Genomic DNA, 22920 nt, shown 5'->3' with positions numbered 1-22920 from the left:
GTGTACCGGTGCGTGCGGGTCGTGTGTCCCGGAGAAAGACCCGACCGGCGCAAGGTCGCCGCGCTGTGGCAGAGAACGACCGGGGCATCCGTCGGCGGCGACCGCGACGGGACGACTCCTGTGAGCGAACGCCCCCGCGGGCGGCTATCGTCCGGCCATGACGCATGCGTTCGATCTTGCCTCGTCCTTGGCCGCGGTGGTCGAGGGGCGCAGCGCTCCGTGGGGCTTCATTCGGGGCTTTTGTGCCCACTGGGTTCGTCCGTTGGACAGCGGTGACGGGTGGTCGGAGGGCGATCTCGCCGCGGCGGAGGCGAGGTTGGGTGTGCGGTTGCCGGGCGTGTTGCGCGAGGGCTATTCGCTGTTCGGGCGCCGCCGGGATCTGACGGGCAACCACGACGTGCTGCTGGGTCCGGCGGAGTTGTCCGTGGATGAGGCCAAGGAGGCCTTGGTTTTTCGGTACGAGAACCAGGGGGCCGCGTCCTGGGGCATCCTTCTGGAGAGCCTGGGAGAGGACGATCCCGCGGTGTTCGTCAGGCCCGACCTCGCCGACAAGAGCGACGAGCGTTGGGAGGGCTGGCTGGGGCGTCTGTCGCTGTGCCTCGTGGAAATCGTGCTGTCCGAATCGCTCTCGGCCGACGACGAGTTCTGCGATTTCCTCGAACCGGACGACGGCGTCGTCGAGACGCTGGAGGACCACGCCGTCCGGCTGCCGTTCCCCGCGTACCCCACCGGCGCCGAGCCCGGGACACGTTGGTTCCTCAGTGGCGATGTCCTGCTGCGCGATGACGGCGGCACAGGCATTCTGGCCCGCGGACGAACGGCCGCGAGCCTGGACCGTGTTCGCGATCTGCTCCCGGGTGACTGGCTCAACGACCACCGGTGAGCGGACTCGACACCAGGTGAGCGGGTCGGCCCGGACCGTCGAAGGCGGTGCGCGGCAGTGCCGGTCACCGCGGCCCCGGACCGTGGACGTGATGCCACGGGCCCGGGGTCCACGGTGTTCCGCGGCGGAGCGGGGGCGGGCGGACGTCGGCACCCAAGGGGCGCCCGGGCGTGGGTGCGCGGCGGCGCGGGCAGTCGCGGCCGTCTTGTGTCGGCCTGACGTGGCCGAGGCCGGCCACCCGCCCGGTGCCGTGCCGTCCCGTCAGTGCTTGACCGCGAGTCCGCCCGCCATGAGGCGCTGGCCGACGGTGAGCGGTTCCGCGACCGGGTCGTCGGGACGCCACTGCGGGAGGTAGACGACGCCCGGGTCGAGGAGTTCGAGGCCGTCGAAGTACGCGGTGATCTCCTCCAGCGTGCGGAAGCGCCCGGTGCCGAGGCTCGTGAGCAGTGCGCCTTCGAGGGCGAGGGCGTCCGGGCTCGACGCGCAGAAGTGGGTCAGCAGGAAGTGGCTTCCGGCCGGCAGCGCGTCGAGGTATGTGCGGACGATGCCGTCGGGGTCCTCGTCGTCGCCCAGGTGGTGGATGACACCCACGAGCATGAGCCCCACCGGCTGGTCGAAGTCGATGAACTTCCGTACCTGCGGCAGGTTCAGCACCGTCTTGGGATCACGCAGGTCGGCGGTCACCACGGTGGTGAACTCGTTTTCGGCGAGCAGGGCCCGGCCGTGGGCGAGCACGATCGGATCGATGTCGACGTAGACCACGCGTGCGTCGGGTGTGACCGACTGGGCGACCTGGTGGGTGTTCTGTACCGTCGGCAGGCCCGAGCCGAGGTCGAGGAACTGGCGGATGCCGGACTTGGCCATGTAGCGGACCGCGCGTCCCAGAATGTCGCGGTTGTAGCGGGCCACGTCGCCGATCTCGGGGACGATCTCCTGCGACTGGTCCGCGATCGCGCGGTCGACGACGAAATTGTCCTTGCCGCCGAGAACCGCGTCGTATACCCGGGCGATGCTCGGCTTGGTCACGTCGATACCGGTCGGCGCCCAGTCCTCGCCGCCGTCCGCCTGGCGGGAATCGTCCGTGTTGTCTTCGATGTCGCTCACGCGTTCTCTACTCCCGTGCCGCCGTTGACAGTTGATGATCCGTCAGGCGGATCGTAGCCGGAATCCGGTGCGGATGCGCGGCGCTCCCGGGCGGCGTGAGGGGCGGGCGGCGGGCGGCGAACCGTCGGTGACGTGCGGCAATGGCCCGGCGGGAGGGTAGGCGGTGGTCCAGGCGTGGCCGTCGCACCGGCATGGGATCGGTCGCCCGGCGATCCCGGGGACGCGACGCCCGGCCGGCCGCTGTTCCGCCGGGTCCGCACGGTCGCGTCGCCCGACCCCGGGGGCGGCCCGCGGCACGGCACGGTGTTCCCGTGGGGCACCTTCACCGTCAACATCGCCGGCAGCCTGGTGCTGGGGCTGGTCACCGGGCTGGTCACCCGGGCTGGTCGGCGCGGGCGCCGTCGGGACGGGGGCGCAGCTGCTGGTCGGCACCGGCCTGTGCGGCGCTTTGACCACCTACTCGACGTTTTCGTACGAGACGCCGCACCTGGCCGAGACACGCGCCGGGCTGCTTGCCGCCGCGAACGTCGTCGGCAGTGCGCTCGCCGGGGTCGGTGCGGCGGCGCTCGGCCTGACGCTCGGCCTCGCCGCGGGGTGACGGCCGTGCGTGGGAGGTCGCATTCGGGTACGACGGGCCGCCGGTGGTGCCGGGATCGGGCGCGTCCGAGTGTTGCGGTGAGGGTCGTGCGCAGGTGTGCTCGTCCTCGGGCGGGAAGCCCCGCGCGTGGTGGGCGGGCCGCGGCGGGTGCGGTGCGATGATCCGAGGACCGTGTCCCGTTCGTCCGGGGCCGGACTTCCGAAGGTGACAGACGCGAGGAGCAACCCATGCGCGGTGTCGTGATGCACGCCCCCGGCGACGTCCGGGTCGAGCAACGCGAGGATCCGGTGATCGTCGCCCCGACCGACGCGGTCATCCGCCTGTCGGCGACCTGCGTGTGCGGTTCGGACCTGTGGCCCTACCGCGGGATCGGGGCGACGGCCGGGCCCTCCCCGATGGGGCACGAATACGTCGGCGTCGTCGAGGAGGTCGGCGACGCGGTGACCTCGATCCGACCGGGGCAGTTCGTGATCGGCTCGTTCTTCGCGTCGGACAACACCTGCGAGATCTGCCGGGCCGGATACCAGTCCGCGTGTACGCGCCGCGAGCCGATCGGTGCGCTCGGCTCGCAGGCCGATCGGCTGCGCGTCCCGCTGGCGGACGGCACGCTCGTGGCCACGCCCGGTGTCCCCGACGACGACCTGATCCCGTCGCTGCTGGCGGCTTCCGACGTGCTCGGCACCGGCTGGTTCGGCGCGGTCGCGGCGCAGGCCAGACCGGGCAAGACCGTCGCCGTGGTCGGCGACGGCGCCGTCGGGCTGCTCGCCGTACTGGCCGCGAACCGGCTCGGGGCCGACCGCGTCATCGCGATGAGCCGGCACGAGCCGCGGCAGCGGCTCGCCCTCGAGTACGGCGCCACCGACATCGTCACCGAACGCGGCGACGCTGGCGTGGCACGCGTCAGGGAACTGACCGGCGGACTCGGCGCGCACTCGGTCGTCGAGGCGGTCGGAACGCAGGAGTCGATGATGCAGGCCATCCGCTCCACCCGTCCCGGCGGCCACGTCGGTTATGTCGGCGTGGCCCACGGTGTCTCCCTCGACGGCGAGGAACTCTTCTACTCCCACGTCCACTTGCACGGCGGCCCCGCGCCCGTGCGCCAATACCTCCCGGACCCGATCGACCTGATCTGGCAGCGCCGCATCGACCCGGGCAAGGTCTTCGACCTCGAACTCCCGTTGGACGACGCCGCCGAGGCGTACCGGGCGATGGACGAACGCCGCGCCATCAAGGCGTTGCTGCGGCTGTGATCCGATTTGGCGTGCGCGGGAGGCGGGTTCGCGGGTGAGTGTGCCCGCGGTGCGGCAACTCCCGTACGGGTTCCGGCGCTTGCCGTGGGCATGGGGGTACGCGCGGGGGTCGTCGAAGTCCTCGCGCGGCCTTCACACACCGCCGGGACCGCTCCTGCGGCACCGGCGGACGGTTCGGCGCGGGGCCCACGCGTCGGCTATCGTGCCCGGGTGGATCTCTTCGCGCACTCCTGGACGGCCCTGCGTACGACGGTCGCGGGGCTTCCGGACGAGGATTTCGGGCGGCCCTCCGGCTGCGCGGGGTGGCTCGTGCGGGACCTGGTGTGCCACCTGGTCATCGACGCGCAGGACGTCCTGATCACCCTGGTGACGCCCGTCGACGGCGCACCGACCCGCGACGCCGTGACCTACTGGGAGGTCTCCCGGACGGCGCCGAGCGGTGACGATCCGCTCGACGCGCTGATCGTCCGGCTGGCCGCCGCGTACGAGCAGCCGGGGTTGCTGAGGTTCCATCTCGACGATGTCGGCTCGGCCGCGGGGCGCGCGGCCGAACTCGCCGATCGCGGTATGCGGGTGGGCACGCGGGACGTCGTGCTCACCGCGGGCGACTACCTCGGCGCGTACGTCCTGGAGTGGACGCTGCACCATCTGGACCTGGTCGCCCACCTCCCGCACGTCGCGGGGCCGCCCGCCGAGGGGCTCGCGCGGTCGCGCGCGATGCTGGAGGAGATCGCCGACGCCCCCTTCCCCGCGTCGTTCTCCGACGAGGACGCGCTGCTCGTCGGCACCGGGCGGAGGGCCCCGACGTCCGCGGAAGCCGCCGCGTTGGGCGACCTGGCCGCGAGGCTCCCCTTCGTCCTCGGCTGACGGTGCGGGCGAACGCGCGGGCGGGCCTGGCTGGTTGGGTACCGGAGAGGTGATCCGGTGGGTGTGTGGGGGACTTCGGGCGTCGACCCACAGGGGCGGCACGTAGCGGCGCCATGAGGTGAGCCGGGCGGTGTGCCATCCGGGATCCGGAGTCGGCCGCGTTCGGAGGCTTTCACACGGAGGCTCCGACGCCGAACGTCGCGGCGGTTGGCTGTGGGCGGGCGGCCGGGCCGGCGCCGATCGCCCGCGCGGGTGTCCTCGCAGATGTGGGTGCGGCCTCCGAGGCCGGGCCGTCGTGCGGCGCGCTCGCGTCCCGCGGCTGGGCGGGCCACGCCGCCGTCGTGCGATCCGCGACCGCCAGGAGCGCCCACGGTGTCAGGGCACTCGCCAGATGTTGTCGAAGGCCGCCTCTTCCACACCGCGCCGGTGGCGTACCGCGCCGAGTTCCGCCACCGCGTCGTCGACCGCGGCGACGATCGTCGCGAGCGCGTCGCCGCCGGGCTCCGCGACCTCCCCGGCCGGCAGGCCGCGGATCCCGGCGGCGGCTGCCAGCTCCCGCAGGACGGGGTCGCCCTCCCACCGCTCGCGCGCCCGGCGACGCGCGGCCTCACCGTCGGCCGCGCCGCCCTGCGTCCCGCCGGGCTCGGCCCTGCGCCGAGGCCCCCGTCGGTGCGGTGCCGGGCTCTTGCCCTCCGCCTCCCACGCCTCGGCGTACACCGCGGACAGCCCCCGGCCGCGGCGCCACAGCCAGTCCTCCACGGTCTCGTACGGCCGCTCCCGCACCACCGCATCCGCCGCGGCGCGCTCGATCCCCGCGCCGGCGGCCCCGGGCGGGCCGGGGACGATCCGGTCGCCGTCCAGGTCCGCGGCCCCCGCCGCGACGAGGTCGGCCAGCTCCGCCCCGGCCAACGCGAGCGACACCTCCCCCTGCCCGATGAAACGCCCGCCGCTTCCGACGTCACCGGCCTCGGCCGTGTCCAAGGCGAGAGCGAAGAGATCCTGTGCCGTACTCATAGACGCCTCCGCAACCCCCAACCCACACCACCGGCCCCCACACCACAATTCTCCCGACAAGCCCCCCGCTCGCGAGCCCGCACACGACGCCCGCCGTGACCGTCGCGCGTGGCCGTGGCAGGGCGGCGATCGGGCGGGTCACCGTCCGGGTGACGGCCGGGACGGTTCACGCGGCGGTGGCGATGCCGCTGCCGCTGCCGCTGCCGCCTCGGGACGCGGTGTCAGGCGCAGCGAGGCCACGTACGACACGACGACCGCGACGATGACGAGGGGCATGACGGTGAGGCCGTCGGCCCCGAGGAGCAGCGTCGCCAGCAGTACGGACGTCATGGGGAGGCGCAGCATCGCCGTCGCCATCGCGCCGATGCCCATCGCGAACCCCGCGGTGGTGTCCAGGCCGGGCGCGTGCGTCAGCAGGAGGCCGCCGGTCGCGCCGACGAACAGCGACGGGAACACCGGGCCGCCTCGGAATGCCGCCAGCGACAGGCAGTAGCCCGCGGCCTTGCACACGATCAGCAGCAACAACGCGCCGACGGTGTACTTCTCGTGGTTCGTGAGCAGCGGGCCCAGCGCGTCCTGACCGGAGTAGAGGATCTCGGACGCGTTGTGGCCCGACCCCTCGGCGTAGATGAGCGCGGCCAGGCCGACGGCGACGCCCGCGGCGGCCGTACCGAGCAGCCGCCGGCCCGCGACGCGCGTCTCCAGGCGCAGCGCGGCCCACCGGATGCCCGCGCCGACGAGCGCCGCCGCGAGCCCGATGACGACGGCCCAGCCGAAGCCGGCCGCATCGGGGGTGTCGGCGTGCGGGGCGCCGTGGATGGCCAGGGAGTACGTGCCGAGCCCCGTCCAGTCGCCCAAACCGGTGAAGAACAGCGCGCCGATACCCGCGGCCAGCAGCCCGGGCACCAGGACGACGCCGAGCATCGCGCCCCCGACCGTCGAGACCTCCATCAGCAGGAACGCGCCGGTGAGGGGTGAGCCCAGCAGCGTACTGATGGCGGCGAAGCTGCCCGCGGCGCCCACGATGGCCGCGGCGTTCCGCGGGAGATCGGGCTTGAGCAGGCGGGCGGCGCAGACGGCGAGCCCGCCGCCCAGCGCGATCAGCGGGGCCTCGGGGCCGAGGACCGCGCCCAGGCTCAGCGCGGCGATGGCGGCGAGGGCGATCCCGGGCAGTTCGCGCGCGGTCGGTGCGCCACCGGCCGACAGGCCTTGGGCGGGCCGGTGCCCGCCCTCGCCCGGCAGGCCGCGGATCACCAGTCCGACCAGCAGGCCCGACACGGCCAGCAGGGGCACGGGCCACCAGCTGGGCGTGCCGTCGAAGCCGAGCCCCTTCGGCAGGTCGGTGTAGGTCAGCTTCTGGAGCTTGGACACCAGTGCCAGGAAGCCGAACGCCGCCGCGGACACGGGTACGCCGAGGGCGGCGGTGATGACGAGGAGCCCCAGGTAGCCGCGGGTACGCACCGGCGCGTACGGATCCGACGGTGCCTCGGCGGGCGGGTTGTCGGATGCCGCCGACGTGCTCATACCGACCTCCGCGTCAGGCTCCACCGACAGGTCCCGGCGAGGCCCGCGTCAGTCCTTGGTGATGTGTTATCACGCGGTTTGTTGGCATTCCGGGAGCGGCGTGGCCGGAGTGACAGCCGTTCGAAGCCGAATGCGCCCGATCCGGTGCCGCGTGCCGCACGCGCGCCGGGTGGTCGACCTCGCGGGCCCGGTCCCGGGCGGTGACCTCGCGGATGATCATCGCGGCGAGGATGTAGTTGGTGTTGGAGTACAACACCTCGGTGCCCGGGACGCCCGGGGAAAGCTCGGGAGCCCGCCGGATCGCCGCCTCCAGCAGTTCTTCGGGGGTGTGGCCGCGGAAGCGCTCGGCGCGGTTGCCGTCCGCGCCGGTCAGCGCGGGGATCAGCGGCAGGACTTCGGGGACGCGGCTGGTGTGCTGCAACAACTGCCGTACGGTGATCCGGCTGCCGTCGTGGTTCTCGCTCCGGACGACCCCCGGCAACCACCGCTCGACGGTGTCCTCCAGGGACATCCGCCCCTCGCCGACGAGTTGCGGCACGACCGCGGCGGTAAACGTGCCTCGCACGACCAGGCCTGTGTGTGGCCGCGGCGCTCCGGGTGCGTGTCAGTTGGGGGTGAGGGTGTCGCACCAGTGCAGGAGGCGGTGCCACAGGAGGTGGCGGGTGCCGGCCATGTTGTGGCAGTGGGCGGCGTCGCGGAGGAGGTAGAGGGTCACGTCGCGGCTGTTGGGGAAGAAGGCCGGTTCGCGGTGGGGGTCCGGGGAGACGTCGACGTCGCCATAGCAGAGGAAGACGGGGACGTCGACGGCCGCCGCGGCGTCGCGGGCGGTGCCGGGGACCGAGGCCTGGGCTCCGGCGCGGCGGGGCACGACGGTGAGCGTGGTGGCGTCGTCGGCGGCGACGACGGCTTCGGGTACGTCGTCGCGGTGGAACCACGAGCGCATCCGGCTCCGGTCGGGCAGACCGGACCGGTCGGGCAGCGCGGCCACGATGCGGTCCACGAGGGCGGCCCTGCCCTCCGCGGTCTCCGCCAGCGCGGCCGTCTCGGGCGACGGCGGGCGCTGGGCGACGTACTGGTTCGTGGTGCCGAGGATGGCGAGACCGCCGTAGCTGCGGTGGGCGGCCTGCTGGAGCAGGGCCACGTACCCGCCCAAGGAGTGCGAGACGGCCACGAAGGGCCCGTCCTGTCCGAGTTTGCCGGGTACGGCGGCGACGGCGGACGCGGCGGCCGCCGCGAGGTCGGTGAGGTCGATCGCCCGGTTCGGGCGGCTGCCGGCTCCCGTGCCCAGGTGGTCCAGGGCGAGCACGCCGTAACCGCCGGCCGCGGCGTGGCGGGCGAAGCTGTAACCGGGGTGGCCCGGCACCTCAAGGTCGAAGTAGCCGCGGTCGTACGTGCCGCCGGGCAGACACACCAACACCGCCTTGGCCGCCCCGGGACCCGTGTGCGGGAAGTAGGACCCGGCGATCGTCGCGGGCTCGCCTATCGCCTCGCCGACGTCGAACTCGACGGCCAGTGGCTGCGCTGCGGTCATGGGCCGACTCTCACTTCGCTGGAGGGGTGGCAAACGGTGGTCAGCATGCTGGTGACGCTCCCGGCGGGTGTCAAGGAAACGGCCCGGGAAGGGACGGGCCTGCTCGGGGCGTGCGCCGCGAAGGGGCGCCCGACGCGCCGGATCGGCTTGCCCGTTCGTGTCCGGGGTGGCCATTCCCCAGACGGAGTCCGGGAGTTCTCCGGGGAGGGCCGCGGGCGAGAAGGAGGATCGGTTGCCCGACAGGCCGCGTCCACCGTGTCCAGGGAATCGCGGGAGCCGGGTTCTCGGTGTGGCGATCACCGCCTCCCCTCCCGGCGCCCTCGCGCCCGTCCTTCGGGGCGGTGATGGATAACCCTCATTGCACAGCGCGGCGCTTGACGTTCACAGATGGTGATAAATAACGTACGTACGGTAGTTGAACGGGCACACGGGGAGGCCGGGGGCGTGGGAAAACACCGCAAACCTGACAACGAAAACCAAGACAGCCGTCGGGAGTCACCCTCGCAGGATTCCCCGCAGCGGCAGGACGGTCGGCGCGACGAGGCCGGTGGTCCCGGCAGCGGCTCCCACCGCAAGCCGCAGTAGCGGTCGCCGTGTTCGGCCCCGGGATGGCCCGGCGCCGGACGCATGGCGCAACTCCCGGACGGCGGTCGGCCCTTCGCGCGGGCGTGGGGCCGACCGCCGTACGGGGCGGGGGTCATGGGGCGGCGACGGAGATCGATTTGGTGGTGGCGTAGCCGTCGATGCCCTCGGGGCCGAGTTCGCGGCCGTAGCCGCTGGCCTTGACGCCGCCGAAGGGTGCCGCGGGGTCCATCGAGTAGCCCTGGTTGACGCCGAAGGTTCCGGTGCGCACGCGGGCGGCGATGTCGAGGCCGCGATCGGTGTCGGTGGTGAACACCGAGCCCGCGAGCCCGTATTCGGAGTCGTTGGCGATGCGGACGGCCTCGTCCTCGTCCGCGGCGGGGATGACCGCGATGACGGGGCCGAAGATCTCCTCGCGGGCGATCGTCATGGCGGGGTCGACGTCGGTGAAGACCGTGGGGCGCACGTACCATCCGCGCTCGACGCCGTCGGGCAACTCGGTGCCGCCGGTGACGAGTCGGGCGCCCTCGGCGATACCGGTGTCGATGTACCGGCGCACGCGCTCTTGTTGGCGCCGGGCGACGAGCGGGCCCATCCCGGTCTCCGGGTCGGTCGGGTCGCCGACCCGGATCGCGGCCAGGGTGGCGGCGAGCGCGTCGGCGTGGTCGTCGGCGCGATCCGCGGGGACGACGACGCGGGTGAGCGCGTTGCAGATCTGCCCGGCCATGCCCAGGCCGGAGAATCGGACGGCTGTGGCGACTTCGGCCGGGTCGGCGTCGTCGAGGGCGATCGCGGCGGATTTGCCGCCGAGTTCGAGGCTGACCGGGGTGAGGTTGGCCGCCGCGGCTGCGGCGACCTGGCGGCCGGCGGCCGAGGAGCCGGTGAAGGAGACCTTGTCGATGCCGGGGTGGGCGACGAGGTACGCGCCGGCGTCCCGGTCGGCGGGGACGACGTTGACGACACCCGGGGGCAGGCCCGCCTTGTCGACCAGATCGGCGAAGAACAGCGCGTCCAGCGGCGACTCGGGGGCCGGTTTGAGGACGACCGCGCATCCGGCGAGCAGGGCCGGGACCACCTTGGTGACGGTGAGGAACTGCGGCATGTTCCAGGGGATCACGGCCGCGACGACGCCGACGGGTTCTCGGCGCACGATGATGTCCGGGCCGTACCGTCCCGGCCGGTTCTCCTGCCAGAGGTGGTCGGCCGCGAGGTCCGCCATCGCGTTCATCATCGACCACGGCAGGGCCACCTGCGCCCGCCGGGCGAAGGAGATCGGCGCGCCGAGTTCAGCGGTGATCAACTCCGCGAGCGCGTCGCGGTGTTCGCCGTAGACCTCGGCCAATCGGCGGACGGCGGCAACGCGTTCGGCGGCGGTGAGGCGCGGCCACGGGCCGTCGTCGAACGCCGTGCGCGCGGCGGCGACGGCCCGGTCGATGTCGGCGGTGTCGGCGGCGGCGACGCGGGCGATGGTCTCCTCGGTGTGCGGGGAGACGACCTCGAGGTGTCGGCCGGTGCTCGGCGGCACGTGTGCGCCGCCGATGGGGAAGTGCCTGTGCTCCTGCATGCCGCTCCTGTCGTCGGTAGCGCGCGGGAAGCCCTGCGGGAGGGGCGGTGCCGGGGCCCAGCCTAGGTTGATCAGTCGAGTAACATAAGGCGTCGCCGACCGCGGATTCCCCGGACGCGCATCGCCGAGCGCACCGGACGCCGAGCGGGCACGGACCCGGCGACCCGCGCCGTGTCCGTGCCCGAGGGGCCTGCGTGTGCCGGGACTACGCGGTGCCGTCCTCGTGCGCCATCCAGTGCACGAAACGGTGCAGCGGGTACATCGCGTCGTGCGGGTTGCCGATGGTGCTCGGGCCGGCCTCGCCGAGGCGGACGATGCGCTGGGCGCCGCCGCTGGCCAGGTGGTCGCGGTAGTCGGGCATGCGGTCGAACGGGTAGAAGCCGACGGTCTGCGTCGCGACGTTGACGTACTTCATCGCGTCTTCGAGCCGGTCGACCCGGACGACGTTGGCGGTCTTGTTGATCGGGTGGAAGTCGACCGGGGCGTCGGAGCGGATGACCACGCCCTTGCCGTCCGTCCGTCCCCAGACGCCGAATTCGTCGTCGAGCATCATCAGCGTGTCGATCTGCTCGCGCAGTTCGTGGTCGAGCGGCCGGACGTCGCCGGAGGCCGCCGCCTTGGCCGCGATCCGGGTCTGGAGCTTCTCGGAGAACCGGTCCGCGTCGGCCTCGTTCGCCTCGACGTAGACGAACCGGCTGGCGACGCAGGCCTCCTGGTTGAGGACCATGACGTCGGACGCGGCCAACTCGGCGGCCTCGTCGAGGGATTCCTCACTCGCGAAGGCCTCGCGGCCGACCATCGAGATCGACGTCTTCGGATCGAACGACACCAACTGGAAGCCCGGGCCCAGGTACTTGATGACGTTGTTGATCGCGTCGCCGCCGCCCCACGCCACGATCTTGTCGAAGTACTGCGGCCGGTACAGCACGCGCTCCACCGCGTCGTCGCCGCCGCGCCAGTACACCGCCGCCATCGACTTCACGATCGCGTGGTCCGGGTCGATGTCGGCCATCGTCCGCAGGATCGCGACGGTGGTGAACGGGTCGCTCGACGACATCTTGAACAGGTTGACGGCCTTGACCATCGCCCCCTGCGCGATGGATTTGACCGCGACCCCCGGGGAGTTGCCGGGCAGCACGTGGATCAGCCGGGGCGCGAACGCGCGCACGAAACTCTTGCGCCCGGTGAAATCGCTCTTCGGCACCCACGCGTCGAGCGCCCTCGGGTCCGGGAAGTTCTGCTCGACCACCGTCTCCAGCAGGCGCTTGTCGAGGTAGTGCGCGGCCCCGACGACCTGCGACTCCAGGACCGAGCGCGGCAGGACGTGCGTCGAGGACATGCGGTCGATGCAGTCCCGTATGAACGGATTCCTCGGGTCGCGGATCCGCTCGCCGGTCTCGACGAGGAAGTCGATGATCTCCGCGAGCGGGACGTTCAGCAGCGGCGGGACCTCGCCGCGCGGGCGCACCACGCGGTCCATGGCCATGCGCGGCGTCGCGAACGTGACGCCCAGGTCACGCGAGCGGTGCTTCTCGTCGTCGCCGTCGACCAGGTCGCCGTACAGGAAGAACGGCGCCGACACGACGGTGTCCGCCGCGGGCTCGGTGTGGGTGGCGGTCACGAAAGTCCCCTCACGTAGGCGTCGACCGTGCCGGCGCAGCCGATCTTGTCGTCGCCGGCCTGGATGTCGGCGTACCGGACGATGTTGTTGCGGATCGACGGGCCCTTGTTGCCGCAGGCGCACGGGTCGAGGTCGAGGCTGATCTTGTCGCCGGTGATGATCCCGCCCCAGCGCCCGTCCAGGGAGAGGTCGAAGAACCCCGCACGGCCCTCGAGTTCGCCCGACTCGTGGGGCAGCAGGGTGTCGCCGGTCTCGTCCAGCGCGAAGGGCACGATCCACGGCGGCACGTGGTAGCGGTTGCCCTTCTGGCACTTCGGCATGCCGGAGTTCAGCTCCTGCATGGAGTAGTTCTGGAAGTCGCGGTTGCCCGGGATGTTGAACGTCTGGTGCACGAACTCCTGGTAGTCGTCCGGGAGTTGCGCGCGTTTGAGGCCGCCGCCGACGTAGATGCAGTTGTCGGGGTGGAAGTCCTTGGCCGAGTAGCCCATGTCGCGGACGATCCTCGCGACCTGGTAGAGCGAGTTCCACATCCCCGCGAGGTAGAGCTTGTCCCCGCGGAATTCCACGACGGCCTCGGCCGCGGCGATGACCGCCTTGTCCATCGTCTCCTGGCGCTCCTGCGACGTGCGCTCGAAGTCGGCCAGCTCGTCCGGCTGCGCGGTGCCGTCGGCGATCTTCTTGCGCAGCACCACCATGCGCGTCAGCGAGCCCACCGTGATCGGCGGCACCGGCATGCGGAACGCGTCCTTCGACGGATCCGCGAACGCCGCCCGCTGCGCCTCGGCGATGACCAGGTTCTTGGGCACCGACGCGGTCGCCCCGAGCCCCATGATCCGCCGGTCCTGCGCGGGTTGTACGCCCGAGCCCCACGCGAAGACGTTCACGGTGTCCTTGCGCGACCAGTCCATGTCCTTCTCGGACGCGAGCAGCATCGCCGACTTGCCCGTGGTGCCGCTGGAACACGAGACGTAATGGCCGTGGGCCTGGAGCCGGTCGATCCACTCGTCGATGCCGCCGATGTCCGAGGTCTCGAACGGGCTGATCGGGTACGGCGACACCGTGCCGAGCCACTTGCCCAGCCGGTCCCACCGCTCCTCGATGAGGAAGCTCTCCGGGTAGCTCTTGTACGCGGTGTGCGGGAACAGCAGCGACACCGCGTCCGCCCGGTCGCGGATCTCCGTGACGCCGGCGTCCTCCGCACGGCGGGCCAGGAGCTTGATGCGGTCCCTGCGCTCCTGGAACCGCTCGTTCAGTGCCGCCGCCTGCACCTCACGCAACTCGGCATGCGCATGGTCGAAGCGGTCTTTCGCGTCCACCAACCGCGTCAACTTCTCCACGGCAGAACTCACCGGGTACTCCTCCCGAGTCTGGGGCCAGGATCAAAAACAAGACTGACTGGTATAGTTAACCGCGAGAACAGGTTCGCGCAAGAGGGAGATCCGCGGGAGACGCACAAACCGGCCGGTTCGCCCCGGACACCGCGCGTGACGCGGAAACGCGGACGGCCGGCGCGGCCGGGGACCCGGCGGCGCGAACCCGCGGCTCGGCTCCCCGGCGTCGACGCGCGCGGATTCAGGCGTGCCCGGCGGGCTCGGGGGCGGCGGACGCGCCCGGTGTGGCGGACGGCGACGGCACACCACGCGTCCCGGCCCCGGTGGCGAGGAAGAGAAAGGCACCGGCCGAGGCCAGGGACGCGGCGGCCAGCAGGTACCAGACGTGGTCGAAGGCCGCGCCGGCGTCCGGGCCGACGGACGTGCCGAGCAGGACGACGACCAGCCAGCCGATACCGGACCACACCGGCACGGGGCCGCCCGAACGGTGGCGGCGGCAGGGCGCGTGACCGCCCGCGTCGGCCGCGCGCATCGCGCAGCCGACCGCATTTGATCGAAAACTTTCCCAGGAAGATCTTCCCGGTTCGCCCGTGACAGTCCATGCTGTCCGCGTGCGTCCGAGAGGTCGCCGGTGTGCTCGACGCCGTCGTCCGTTCGGGAGTTCCGTCAGGCCTGCGCAAGCACGTCTCATATCGGGGGGAACGGGACATGATTGTCCTGGCGTCGGCGCGTCGCGTCCGGCACAAATGGCTGTTCGTCGTCCTGACCGTGGTGCTGCTGGCCCTGGGGATCGTCCCGCCGGGGCAGGCACTCCCGGGCGGGCAGCCGGCCGCCGGGGGCGGCCCCGCGGTGACGACGCCCGAGCACCCCGAGGGCACGTCGTTCGACCCGAACGAGATCAAGGACATCAAGGCCGCCGACCCGGGGGCCGGCGTCCACCTGATCGAGGCCCCGTCGGCGACCGGCAGCGGTGACGCACGGCTGACGTACCCGCTGGAGGTGCCGAAGGGGCGGGCCGGGCTGGAGCCGAAGCTGTCGGTCGCCTACAACTCCTCGGGCGGCGACGGCTGGCTGGGCACCGGATGGGACCTCACCGTCCCGACGGTCACGGTCGACACCCGCTGGGGCGTGCCGCGCTACGACGCCGCGCTGGAGACCGAGACCTACCTGCTCAACGGCGAGCAACTGACGCCGGTCGCGAATCGGGGCGAACTCCGGCCGAGGACGGCCGAGAAGGTCTTCCACAGCCGCGTCGAGAGCGGGTTCGACCGGATCGTGCGGCACGGCGACTCCCCCGGCGACTACTGGTGGGAGGTCACCGACAAGCGGGGCGTCCGCATGGTGTTCGGCGGCGCACCGGACACGACGCTGGCCGACGCCGCCGGCAACACCGGTGTGTGGGCGCTGCGCGAGGTCCGCGACACCCACGACAACCTCATGCGCTACCACTACGCCCGGGTGGACGACGGCGGCACCGCGAACGCGACCGTGCCGGGCACCAACCTCTACCCGAAGCGCATCACGTACACCGGCCGCGGCGACACCGAGGGCCGCTACTCGGTGACGTTCGTGCGGGACCGCGAACGCACCGAGCAGCGCCGCTCCGACGTGCAGATCGACGCCCGGCTCGGCTTCAAGAGGGTGACCGCCGACCTGCTGCGCCGGATCGAGGTCAGGCTCGACGACCAGCTGATCCGCGCGTACGAACTCGACTACCGCAAGGGCGCGTTCGCGAAGACCCTGCTGGCGTCGGTGTCGCAGTTCGGCGAGGACGGCGCTCTGTTCAACACCCACGCCTTCGACTACTACGACGACGTCCGCGACGCGTCGGGCGACTACACCGCGTTCACCGCCGCCGAGGGCTGGACGGTCCCGGACGACGACCTCGGCGTGAACGTCCCCGGCGGCGAGGCCGGCGCGCTGTCGGCCACCACGACCGTGGGCGCGGGCGGGCACCTGTACGTCGGCTACAACCCGGCGGCGCCGGTCAAGAGCGGGTCGGTGGGCGTCAAGGTCGGCGGCAACGCCGGGGTTTCGGACGGCCTGCTCGCACTGCAGGACGTGAACGGCGACAACCTGCCCGACAAGGTCTTCCGCAAGAACGGCGAGGTGTTCTACCGGCCGAACCTCTCCGGGCCGGGCGGGCAGCCGAAGTTCGGCGACACCGCGATCCCGCTGACCGGGCTGCCCGGCATCTCCCGCGAGACGACGCTGTCCGGCACCGTCGGGATCGAGGCGTACGCCGGGGTCAACGGCCAGCTCGACTTCGTGTCGACGACGACCACCTCGGACCGCTACTTCACGGACGTGAACGCCGACGGCATCGCCGACCTGGTGAACAACGGCGGCGTGCTCTACGGGCACCTCGACGCGAACGGCAACCCCGTCTACACCGCGAACAGCGGCGACACGCCCGTGCCGGTCGGCACCGGGGAGACGACGGGCACGATCGTCGGGGACCAGACCGCCGCGTTCGAGCGGGCCGTGGACAACTCGCCGCTGATGGACAGCGTCCGGCGCTGGGTGGCGCCGTACGACGGGACGGTGCGCATCGACGGCCGCGTCCACCTCGTCCAGGACACGTCCCCGCAGCGCGCGGAGTACGACAAGGCCGACGGCGTCCGCGTCACCATCCAGCACGGCGACAGCGAGCTGTGGGCGCAACGGATCGGCCCGGACGACCACTTCGAGTTCGCGCCGACCGGCGTCGACGCCGTGCGGGTGCACAAGGGAGAGGCGGTCTACTTCCGCGTCCAGTCCATCCTGGACGGCCAATACGACACGGTCGCGTGGGATCCGACGGTCACGTACGTCGGGATGCCCCCGGCCACCGACGTCAACGGGCTGAGCACCACGGAGTTCGACGCGCGGAACGACTTCACCCTCGCCGGGCGGTCCTCCCAGGTGACGGCGCCGCTGACCGGGACGTTGCGGATCACCGGCGACGTGGTCAAGACCAAGGCCACCTCGGACAGCGTGACGGTGCTGATCACCCACGAGACGACCGACATCTTCGGCAACGCGGTCACCAACGAGCTGATCCGCAAGGTCCTGCCCGCCGCGTCCACCGGCACCACGCCGATCAACCTGAACGTCGCGGTCGCCGCACGCGAACGGCTCTCGTGGAAACTGCTGGTGGACTCCCCCATCGACGCGAACGCGCTGCGGTGGACGCCGAGGGCGCACTACACGCAGGCGACCGGCGTCGACTCGGTCGTCGACGCCGCGGGCAACCCGACGATCGTGGTGAACCCGCCGTACGAGATGAACCTGTACCCGGTCAACACCCTGACCGCGCCGCAGAGTTCGTACACGGCGACGCAGACCGGCACGCTCGTGGTCGAGCCGGACATCCAGATGCTGGCCAACACCGAGAACGCCAAGATCTTCCTCACCGTCAAGAAGCGCGACGGGACGCTCGTCGGCAAGCGGTCGATCGACATCGTGCTCGGCGCCGGCCTGCCCGCGTCGCTGACCCGGCTGAACGTGCCGGTCACGCAGGGCGACGACCTGTTCTTCGACCTGAGCACGACGAACACGAAGATCCCCGGCCTGCTCACGTCGCAGACCGTGCGCGTCAGCACCAACGGCGGCTCGACCTTCACCCAGGTGCCCAGCGCGCTGCACGCCCCCGCCGAACAGGGCGCGTTCGCGCAGCCGTACCGCGGCTGGGGCGTGATCGGGTACCAGGGCAACCGCGACCGGGCCACCGCGCCCATCGCGCAGAACGAGCTTGTGCTCGACCAGAGTTACACGTCCGCGCTGCCCGACGCGCCCGTCGACGCCGACCTCGCCGCGTTCACCGCGGACCCGCGCGTGCCCACCCCGCGCATCGCGGTGTTCGCCCCACAACCGGCCCAGGGCCGCTGGGTCGCCTCCGACGACAGCACCTGGGTCGGCGCGGACGCGGCGGCGAGTTCGCGGCTCGGCCTGGACACCGTCGACATCGTCACCGACGCCGACCTCGCCGGGTCGACCGGCCCGATCCGGCGCGGCTATACCGCGCAGGTCTCCACGACGCTGACGGTCGGCCCGTTCGGCGGCACCGGCGCGCTGGGCACCACCGCGGGCTCGGTCGACTTCCTCGACCTCAACGGCGACCGCTTCCCCGACGTCGTCGGCGCACAGGAGATCCAGTACTCCGACATGGACGGCGGCCTCGGCACCACCCGGGGCGCCCTCGGCGGCAACGTCCGCGAGTCCGACTCCGTCTCCGGCGGCGTGTCGGTCAGCGCGGGCAGCCCCGCCCGGACCGTCGCCACCGCGAGCGGCACCGACGCCCCCTCCGGCGACGCCTCCGCCACCACCGCGCGGACCGGCACCGAGATGCCCGCGCTCGGTATCGGCGGCAACCTCGGAGGCGGCGAGTCCGACACCAGATTCGACCTGATCGACATCAACGGCGACAGCCTGCCCGACAAGGTGTACGCCAACGGCGACGCGGCACTCAACCTCGGCTACCGCTTCGCCGCCCGCGAGCCGTGGGGCGGCGGCCCCGTCAACGACGCGTCGACCCGCAACGCCGGGGTGAACCTGGGCTTCAACCTCGACAACTACGGCTTCGCGGGCGGCTTTTCGGCCACGACGGGCACCTCGCTGACCAACGCCACCCTCGCCGACGTCAACGGCGACGGCCTTACCGACCGCGTCTTCACCGACGGCGCCAACCCCGTCAAGGTCGCGATCAACACCGGCAGCGGGTTCACCGCCCCGACGCCGTTCCGCGGCTCGTTCACCGACATCGCCCGCGACCAGAACGCGAGCCTCGGCGGCGGCGCCTACTTCACCTTCGGGTTCTGCTTCCCCTTCGGCTGCGTCGTGTTCAACCCCGGCGTCGACGTGTCCACCGGCATCGGCCGCGCCGAGGTCGCGCTGCGCGACGTCGACGGCGACGGCCTCGTCGACCACGTCAAGACCACCCGCGACAACGATTTGCAGGTCGCGGTGAACAAGACCGGCCGCACCAACCTGCTGCGCACGGTCTCGCGGCCGATGGGCGCCCGGATCGACCTGGACTACGCCCGGGCGGGCAACACCACCGCGATGCCGGACAGCCGCTGGGTGCTGTCGCGGACCACCGTCTCCGACGGGGTCGCCGGCGACGGCGTCGACACCCGCCTGACGACGTTCCGCTACGAACAGGGCCGGTACGACCGGCTGGAGCGCGAATTCCTGGGCTTCGCCCGAGTCGTGACCGAGGAGCGCGACACCTCCGCGGGCGACGCGGTGTACCGGGCGGTGACGAACGAGTACCGCACCGACTCGTACTACGCCCGGGGCCTGCTCACCCGCGCCCTGACCGCCGACGGGGCGGGACGGCCGTTCCGCGAGACGGTCAACACCTATCGCCTGTACGACACGTCGACCGGCGCGGACGCGGACCCGGCGAGCCGGACGGCCACGGTGTTCCCGCAACTGACGCGCGTGGACGAGAAGTTCCTCGAAGGCACGGCAACGGCCGGCGAGTCCACGCACACCGAGTTCGCGTACGACGAATTCGGCAACGTCGTCCGGGCGTTCGACGCCGCGGACGAGGGCGCCGCGGACGATCTGGAGAACACGTACGGCTACACCGCGGCCGACCCCGCGTGCCGCGCCGCGGGCATCGTCGGGATCGCGAACGCGCAGTGGCAGAAAGCCGCGTCGACCGGCGCGGTGCTGCGGCACAGCGAGGCGAACGTCGACTGCGCGACCGGCGAGCTGCGGCAGGTCCGCGCATACCTCGACGCGGCGACACCCGCGGTGTCGGATCTGGAGTACCACCCGGACGGCAACCTGAAGTCGGTGACCGGCCCGCCGAACGCGACCGGGCAGCGCTACGCACTCGAATACGCCTACGACACCGCGGTCGGCGTGTACATCGAGTCGATCGCGGACAGCTTCGGCTACACGTCGACGTCGGCGTACAACCTCAAGTACGGCGTGCCGGAGCGCAACACCGACCAGAACAACCAGTCCGTGCTGATGTCGTACGACAGCGTCGGGCGCCTGGACACCGTGACCGGGCCGTACGAGCTCGGCGGCGGCCGGGCCACGATCGACTTCGCGTACCACCCCGAGGCACCGGTCCCGTACGCGACGACCAGCCACCTGGACCGCACCGCGACGGACGTGCGCGCCGACACCATCGACACGGTCACGTTCGCCGACGGCCTGGGGCGCGTACTCCAGACGAAGAAGGACGCGGCCGTCGCCGTGTCGCCGGGGGCCGCGCCGGAGCAGGTCATGACGGTCTCGGGGCGGCTGAGGTTCGACGCCGTGGGGCGCGTGGTCGAGAAGTACTACCCGGTGACCGAGGCCAAGGGGCCCGCGAACACCACGTTCAACGCGTCCTTCGACACCGTGCCGCCGACCCGCGAGACGTTCGACGTACTCGACCGGTCGACACAGACCGTGCAGCCGGACGGCGTCACCACGAGTACCGCGTACAGCTTCGGCCCGGACCACGCGGGCGTCACCCGCTTCGCGAAGACCGAGACCGACGGTGAGGGCAGGCAGCGCCACACCTACACCGACGTCCGCGACACCACCGTCGCGGTCCGCGAGCACAACGGCGCCGCGGAGATCTGGACCGACTACGCGTACGACCCGATGCGGCAGATCACCGCGATCACCGACGACCAGGGCAACGTCACGCGCGCCGAGTACGACGGGCTCGGACGCCGCACCGTGTTCGACAGCCCCGACGCCGGGCGCACCGAAACGCGCTACGACCTGGCCGGCAACATCACCGCGAAGACCACCGCGAACCTGCGGGCGGCGAACGCGGCCGTCGAGTACGACTACGACTACTCGCGGCTGAAGGCCGTCCGCTACCCGACGTTCCCGGGCAACAACGTCACCTACGCGTACGGCGCGCCGGGCGCGCCGGACAACGCGGCGTCGCGCGTCACCGAGGTCCACGACGCGGCGGGCACCGTGACGCGCGGCTACGGCCCGCTCGGCGAGGTGACCCGCGAGACCCGCACGTACCCCGCGGTCAACGGCGTCGTGCACACGTACACGACCACGTGGCGGTACGACGCGTTCAACCGCGTGCTGCAACTGACGTATCCCGACGGCGAGATCCTGACGTACGACTACGACTCGGGCGGCCTGGTCACCCGGGCGACGGGCGTCAAGAACGGCGACGACTACACGTACGTGGACCGGATCGACTACGACAAGTTCGGCCAGAAGGTCCTGCAGCAGACCGGCAACGGCGTGCGGACGACGTACACGTACGACGCCGAGGACCGCAGGCTCGCGACGCTCCGCTCGGCGGGGGCGAGCGGGACCGCGTTCCAGGAACTCGGCTACGCGTACGACGACATCGGCAACGTCACCGGGCTGACGAACACCGTGCCGCAGGGCGGGGACATCGGCGGGCCGAGCACGCAGACCTTCGGCTACGACGACCAATACCGCCTGACGTCGGCGTCCGGCCGGTACACCGACAAGAACAACCAGACCAACAAGTACACGCTCACGCTGGGCTACGACTCCATCCACAACACCACCGCGAAGGCGCAGACCCACGAAGTCACCGGCGGCGCCCCGGCGTTCCCGGTCGACACCGGGTCACCCGGGCCGATCGAACCGGTCGACGACCCGGCGAACCCGGCCGACGTCCAGGACAAGACCAGCTACGACTACGCGTACACCTACGCCTCCGGCAAACCGCACGCAGCCGACGCTGTCGGCCCGATCACGCAGGCCTACGACGCCAACGGCAACCTCACCGACACCGTCAACACGGCCGCGAACAACAAGCGGCGGCAGTTCGTGTGGGACGAGGAGAACCGCCTCGTCTGCAACCAGGACACCGCGGCCACGACCGTCGCCCAGGACCCGAGCGGCTGCGCGAACGCGTCCGCCGACTACACCTACGACGACAAGGGCGACCGGGTCGCGAAGCGCGGCGACGGCCTGACGCTGTACCCGAACAGCACCTACAGCGAGCGCGACGGCACCGGCTACAAGCACATATTCGTCGGCGACACCCGCCTCGCGACCAAAACCGTCGCCGCGACCGGCCGCGAGGACACCGAGTCGTTCTTCCACGCCGACCACCTGGGCTCGTCCGGCTACGTCACCGACGCCCACGGCACCGTGACCGAGCACCTGGAGTACTTCCCGTACGGCGAGACCTGGGTCGAGGAACGCACCGGCCAAACGAACACCCCATACCAGTTCTCCGGCAAGGAACTCGACCCCGAAACCGGCCTCTACTACTACGGCGCCCGCTACTACAACCCCAGAACCCAACTCTGGGCCTCCCCCGACCCGGCCCTCCCCGACTACCTCGACCAGAACATCGCCGGCGGCATCACCGAACCCCGCAACCTCGGCACCTACACCTACTCCCACAACAACCCGGTCCGGTTCACCGACCCGGACGGCCGTCTGCCGACGGATCGGACGACGGCGGACATCGCGAACTACATGGCGAAGGAGATGCGCCAGAACGGCAACAGCAAGGATGTCCAAAAGATCAAAGGCCTCATGGACGCCTCCTTGCTGGACCGATTGATTCCCAACAAGAGCAAGGTCGACAAGACCATCGCCCTCACCATGTGGGCCAACCTCGTCAAACCGGGCGGCAAATGGGACCACAAGGCCAAGATCCTCGAAATGACCGACGAGTACGAGTGGACACCCATCCCCGGCACCGACGACAAAGTCCGGTACGACCTCTGGTCGAACATCCACTACGGCTATGTCGGCAGATTGGCCGGGATCCCCGGCTGGATGCTGGAAACCGGCGCCGACGTCGCGGACTTGCTGACAGGCGACAACAAGACGGACCCCGCCGATCAAGCGGCCGTACGACTGGGCATCGACCTCCACGACAAGCGGGGCTACAGCCCCGACGAGATCACCCCGCAACTCCTGCTGAACGAAATCGAGCGATCCCGCGAGTCGTTCCTGAAGGTCGACGGCATGAGACACAAGTAACGCGGCCGGAAGTCGCGACCTACCGCTCTCCGGTCACCTGCCCATAACGCCGACGCCACATGTCATCTATCGGACATGCGGATGGTCCACAATCGAGGTCGAGCCAGAAGTGTG

Annotated in this window: 13 protein-coding genes and 1 pseudogene; 5 read left to right on the top strand and 9 right to left on the bottom strand. The window is 71.4% G+C overall.

The genetic code is table 11. The features are described from left to right. The first annotated feature begins 157 nt into the window (after positions 1 to 157). On the top strand, positions 158 to 883 hold the full coding sequence (locus LO772_RS35515; RefSeq protein ID WP_231776160.1) for an SMI1/KNR4 family protein: 726 nt from the start codon (positions 158 to 160) through the stop codon (positions 881 to 883). Positions 884 to 1144: 261 nt separating this feature from the next. Here the strand turns inward: LO772_RS35515 and LO772_RS35510 are convergent, their stop codons facing one another. Then, complete coding sequence (locus LO772_RS35510) at positions 1145 to 1978, bottom strand: SAM-dependent methyltransferase (protein ID WP_231779825.1); 834 nt, start codon at positions 1976 to 1978, stop codon at positions 1145 to 1147. A 249-nt stretch (positions 1979 to 2227) separates the two neighbouring features. On the opposite strand from LO772_RS35510, the pseudogene LO772_RS35505 reads away from it, so the two are divergent. The 3 genes and pseudogenes from LO772_RS35505 (at position 2228) to LO772_RS35495 (ending at position 4702) form a co-directional block, all read left to right on the top strand. Beyond that, positions 2228 to 2585, top strand: a pseudogene (locus tag LO772_RS35505) (fluoride efflux transporter FluC). 227 nt (positions 2586 to 2812) lie between these two features. Further along, positions 2813 to 3835, top strand: coding sequence for a zinc-dependent alcohol dehydrogenase family protein (locus tag LO772_RS35500; RefSeq protein ID WP_231776159.1), 1023 nt, complete (start codon positions 2813 to 2815; stop codon positions 3833 to 3835). Between the two features lie 210 nt (positions 3836 to 4045). Continuing rightward, positions 4046 to 4702 carry a maleylpyruvate isomerase N-terminal domain-containing protein gene (locus LO772_RS35495; RefSeq protein ID WP_231776158.1) on the top strand — a complete coding sequence of 219 codons (657 nt, stop codon included), beginning with the start codon at positions 4046 to 4048 and terminating at the stop codon, positions 4700 to 4702. 375 nt (positions 4703 to 5077) lie between these two features. On the opposite strand, the gene LO772_RS35490 is transcribed toward LO772_RS35495, so the two are convergent. The 8 genes from LO772_RS35490 to LO772_RS35455 all read right to left on the bottom strand — a co-directional run bounded on the left by LO772_RS35490 (position 5078) and on the right by LO772_RS35455 (position 14341). Then, entirely contained in the window at positions 5078 to 5716 is a 639-nt protein-coding gene (locus tag LO772_RS35490) for a GPP34 family phosphoprotein (protein WP_231776157.1), read from the bottom strand. A 138-nt stretch (positions 5717 to 5854) separates the two neighbouring features. Beyond that, positions 5855 to 7240, bottom strand: coding sequence for a chloride channel protein (locus LO772_RS35485; protein WP_231776156.1), 1386 nt, complete (start codon positions 7238 to 7240; stop codon positions 5855 to 5857). Positions 7241 to 7253: 13 nt separating this feature from the next. Then, entirely contained in the window at positions 7254 to 7805 is a 552-nt protein-coding gene (locus LO772_RS35480) for a serine hydrolase domain-containing protein (protein ID WP_231776155.1), read from the bottom strand. A 39-nt stretch (positions 7806 to 7844) separates the two neighbouring features. Beyond that, on the bottom strand, positions 7845 to 8771 hold the full coding sequence (locus LO772_RS35475) for an alpha/beta fold hydrolase (RefSeq protein ID WP_231776154.1): 927 nt from the start codon (positions 8769 to 8771) through the stop codon (positions 7845 to 7847). Between the two features lie 697 nt (positions 8772 to 9468). Then, positions 9469 to 10917, bottom strand: coding sequence for an aldehyde dehydrogenase (locus LO772_RS35470; protein ID WP_231776153.1), 1449 nt, complete (start codon positions 10915 to 10917; stop codon positions 9469 to 9471). 205 nt (positions 10918 to 11122) lie between these two features. Further along, entirely contained in the window at positions 11123 to 12538 is a 1416-nt protein-coding gene (locus tag LO772_RS35465) for an acyl-CoA reductase (RefSeq protein WP_231776152.1), read from the bottom strand. Further along, positions 12535 to 13887 (bottom strand): hypothetical protein, encoded by a 1353-nt coding sequence (locus LO772_RS35460; protein ID WP_231776151.1) that lies wholly within the window; start codon positions 13885 to 13887, stop codon positions 12535 to 12537. The genes LO772_RS35465 and LO772_RS35460 overlap by 4 nt, the downstream gene beginning before the upstream one ends. A gap of 223 nt (positions 13888 to 14110) precedes the next feature. After that, positions 14111 to 14341, bottom strand: coding sequence for a hypothetical protein (locus LO772_RS35455; RefSeq protein WP_231776150.1), 231 nt, complete (start codon positions 14339 to 14341; stop codon positions 14111 to 14113). A 236-nt stretch (positions 14342 to 14577) separates the two neighbouring features. Here LO772_RS35455 and LO772_RS35450 point away from each other — a divergent pair, with 236 nt between their 5' ends. Continuing rightward, positions 14578 to 22806 (top strand): SpvB/TcaC N-terminal domain-containing protein, encoded by an 8229-nt coding sequence (locus LO772_RS35450; protein ID WP_231776149.1) that lies wholly within the window; start codon positions 14578 to 14580, stop codon positions 22804 to 22806. Positions 22807 to 22920 lie beyond the last annotated feature (114 nt).

This window comes from Yinghuangia sp. ASG 101 (genome assembly GCF_021165735.1).
Lineage (GTDB): Bacteria > Actinomycetota > Actinomycetes > Streptomycetales > Streptomycetaceae > Yinghuangia.
The sequence above is the reverse complement of the archived record's forward strand: the minus strand, read 5'-3'. Positions and strand labels throughout refer to the sequence as shown.

Excerpts from the sequence above, each read along its gene's own strand:
- LO772_RS35515 (WP_231776160.1), top strand. The coding sequence starts at position 158 with ATGACGCATGCGTTCGATCTTGCCTCGTCCTTGGCCGCGGTGGTCGAG.
- LO772_RS35500 (WP_231776159.1), top strand. The coding sequence starts at position 2,813 with ATGCGCGGTGTCGTGATGCACGCCCCCGGCGACGTCCGGGTCGAGCAA.
- LO772_RS35490 (WP_231776157.1), bottom strand. The coding sequence starts at position 5,716 with ATGAGTACGGCACAGGATCTCTTCGCTCTCGCCTTGGACACGGCCGAG.
- LO772_RS35485 (WP_231776156.1), bottom strand. The coding sequence starts at position 7,240 with ATGAGCACGTCGGCGGCATCCGACAACCCGCCCGCCGAGGCACCGTCG.
- LO772_RS35475 (WP_231776154.1), bottom strand. The coding sequence starts at position 8,771 with ATGACCGCAGCGCAGCCACTGGCCGTCGAGTTCGACGTCGGCGAGGCG.
- LO772_RS35470 (WP_231776153.1), bottom strand. The coding sequence starts at position 10,917 with ATGCAGGAGCACAGGCACTTCCCCATCGGCGGCGCACACGTGCCGCCG.
- LO772_RS35450 (WP_231776149.1), top strand. The coding sequence starts at position 14,578 with ATGATTGTCCTGGCGTCGGCGCGTCGCGTCCGGCACAAATGGCTGTTC.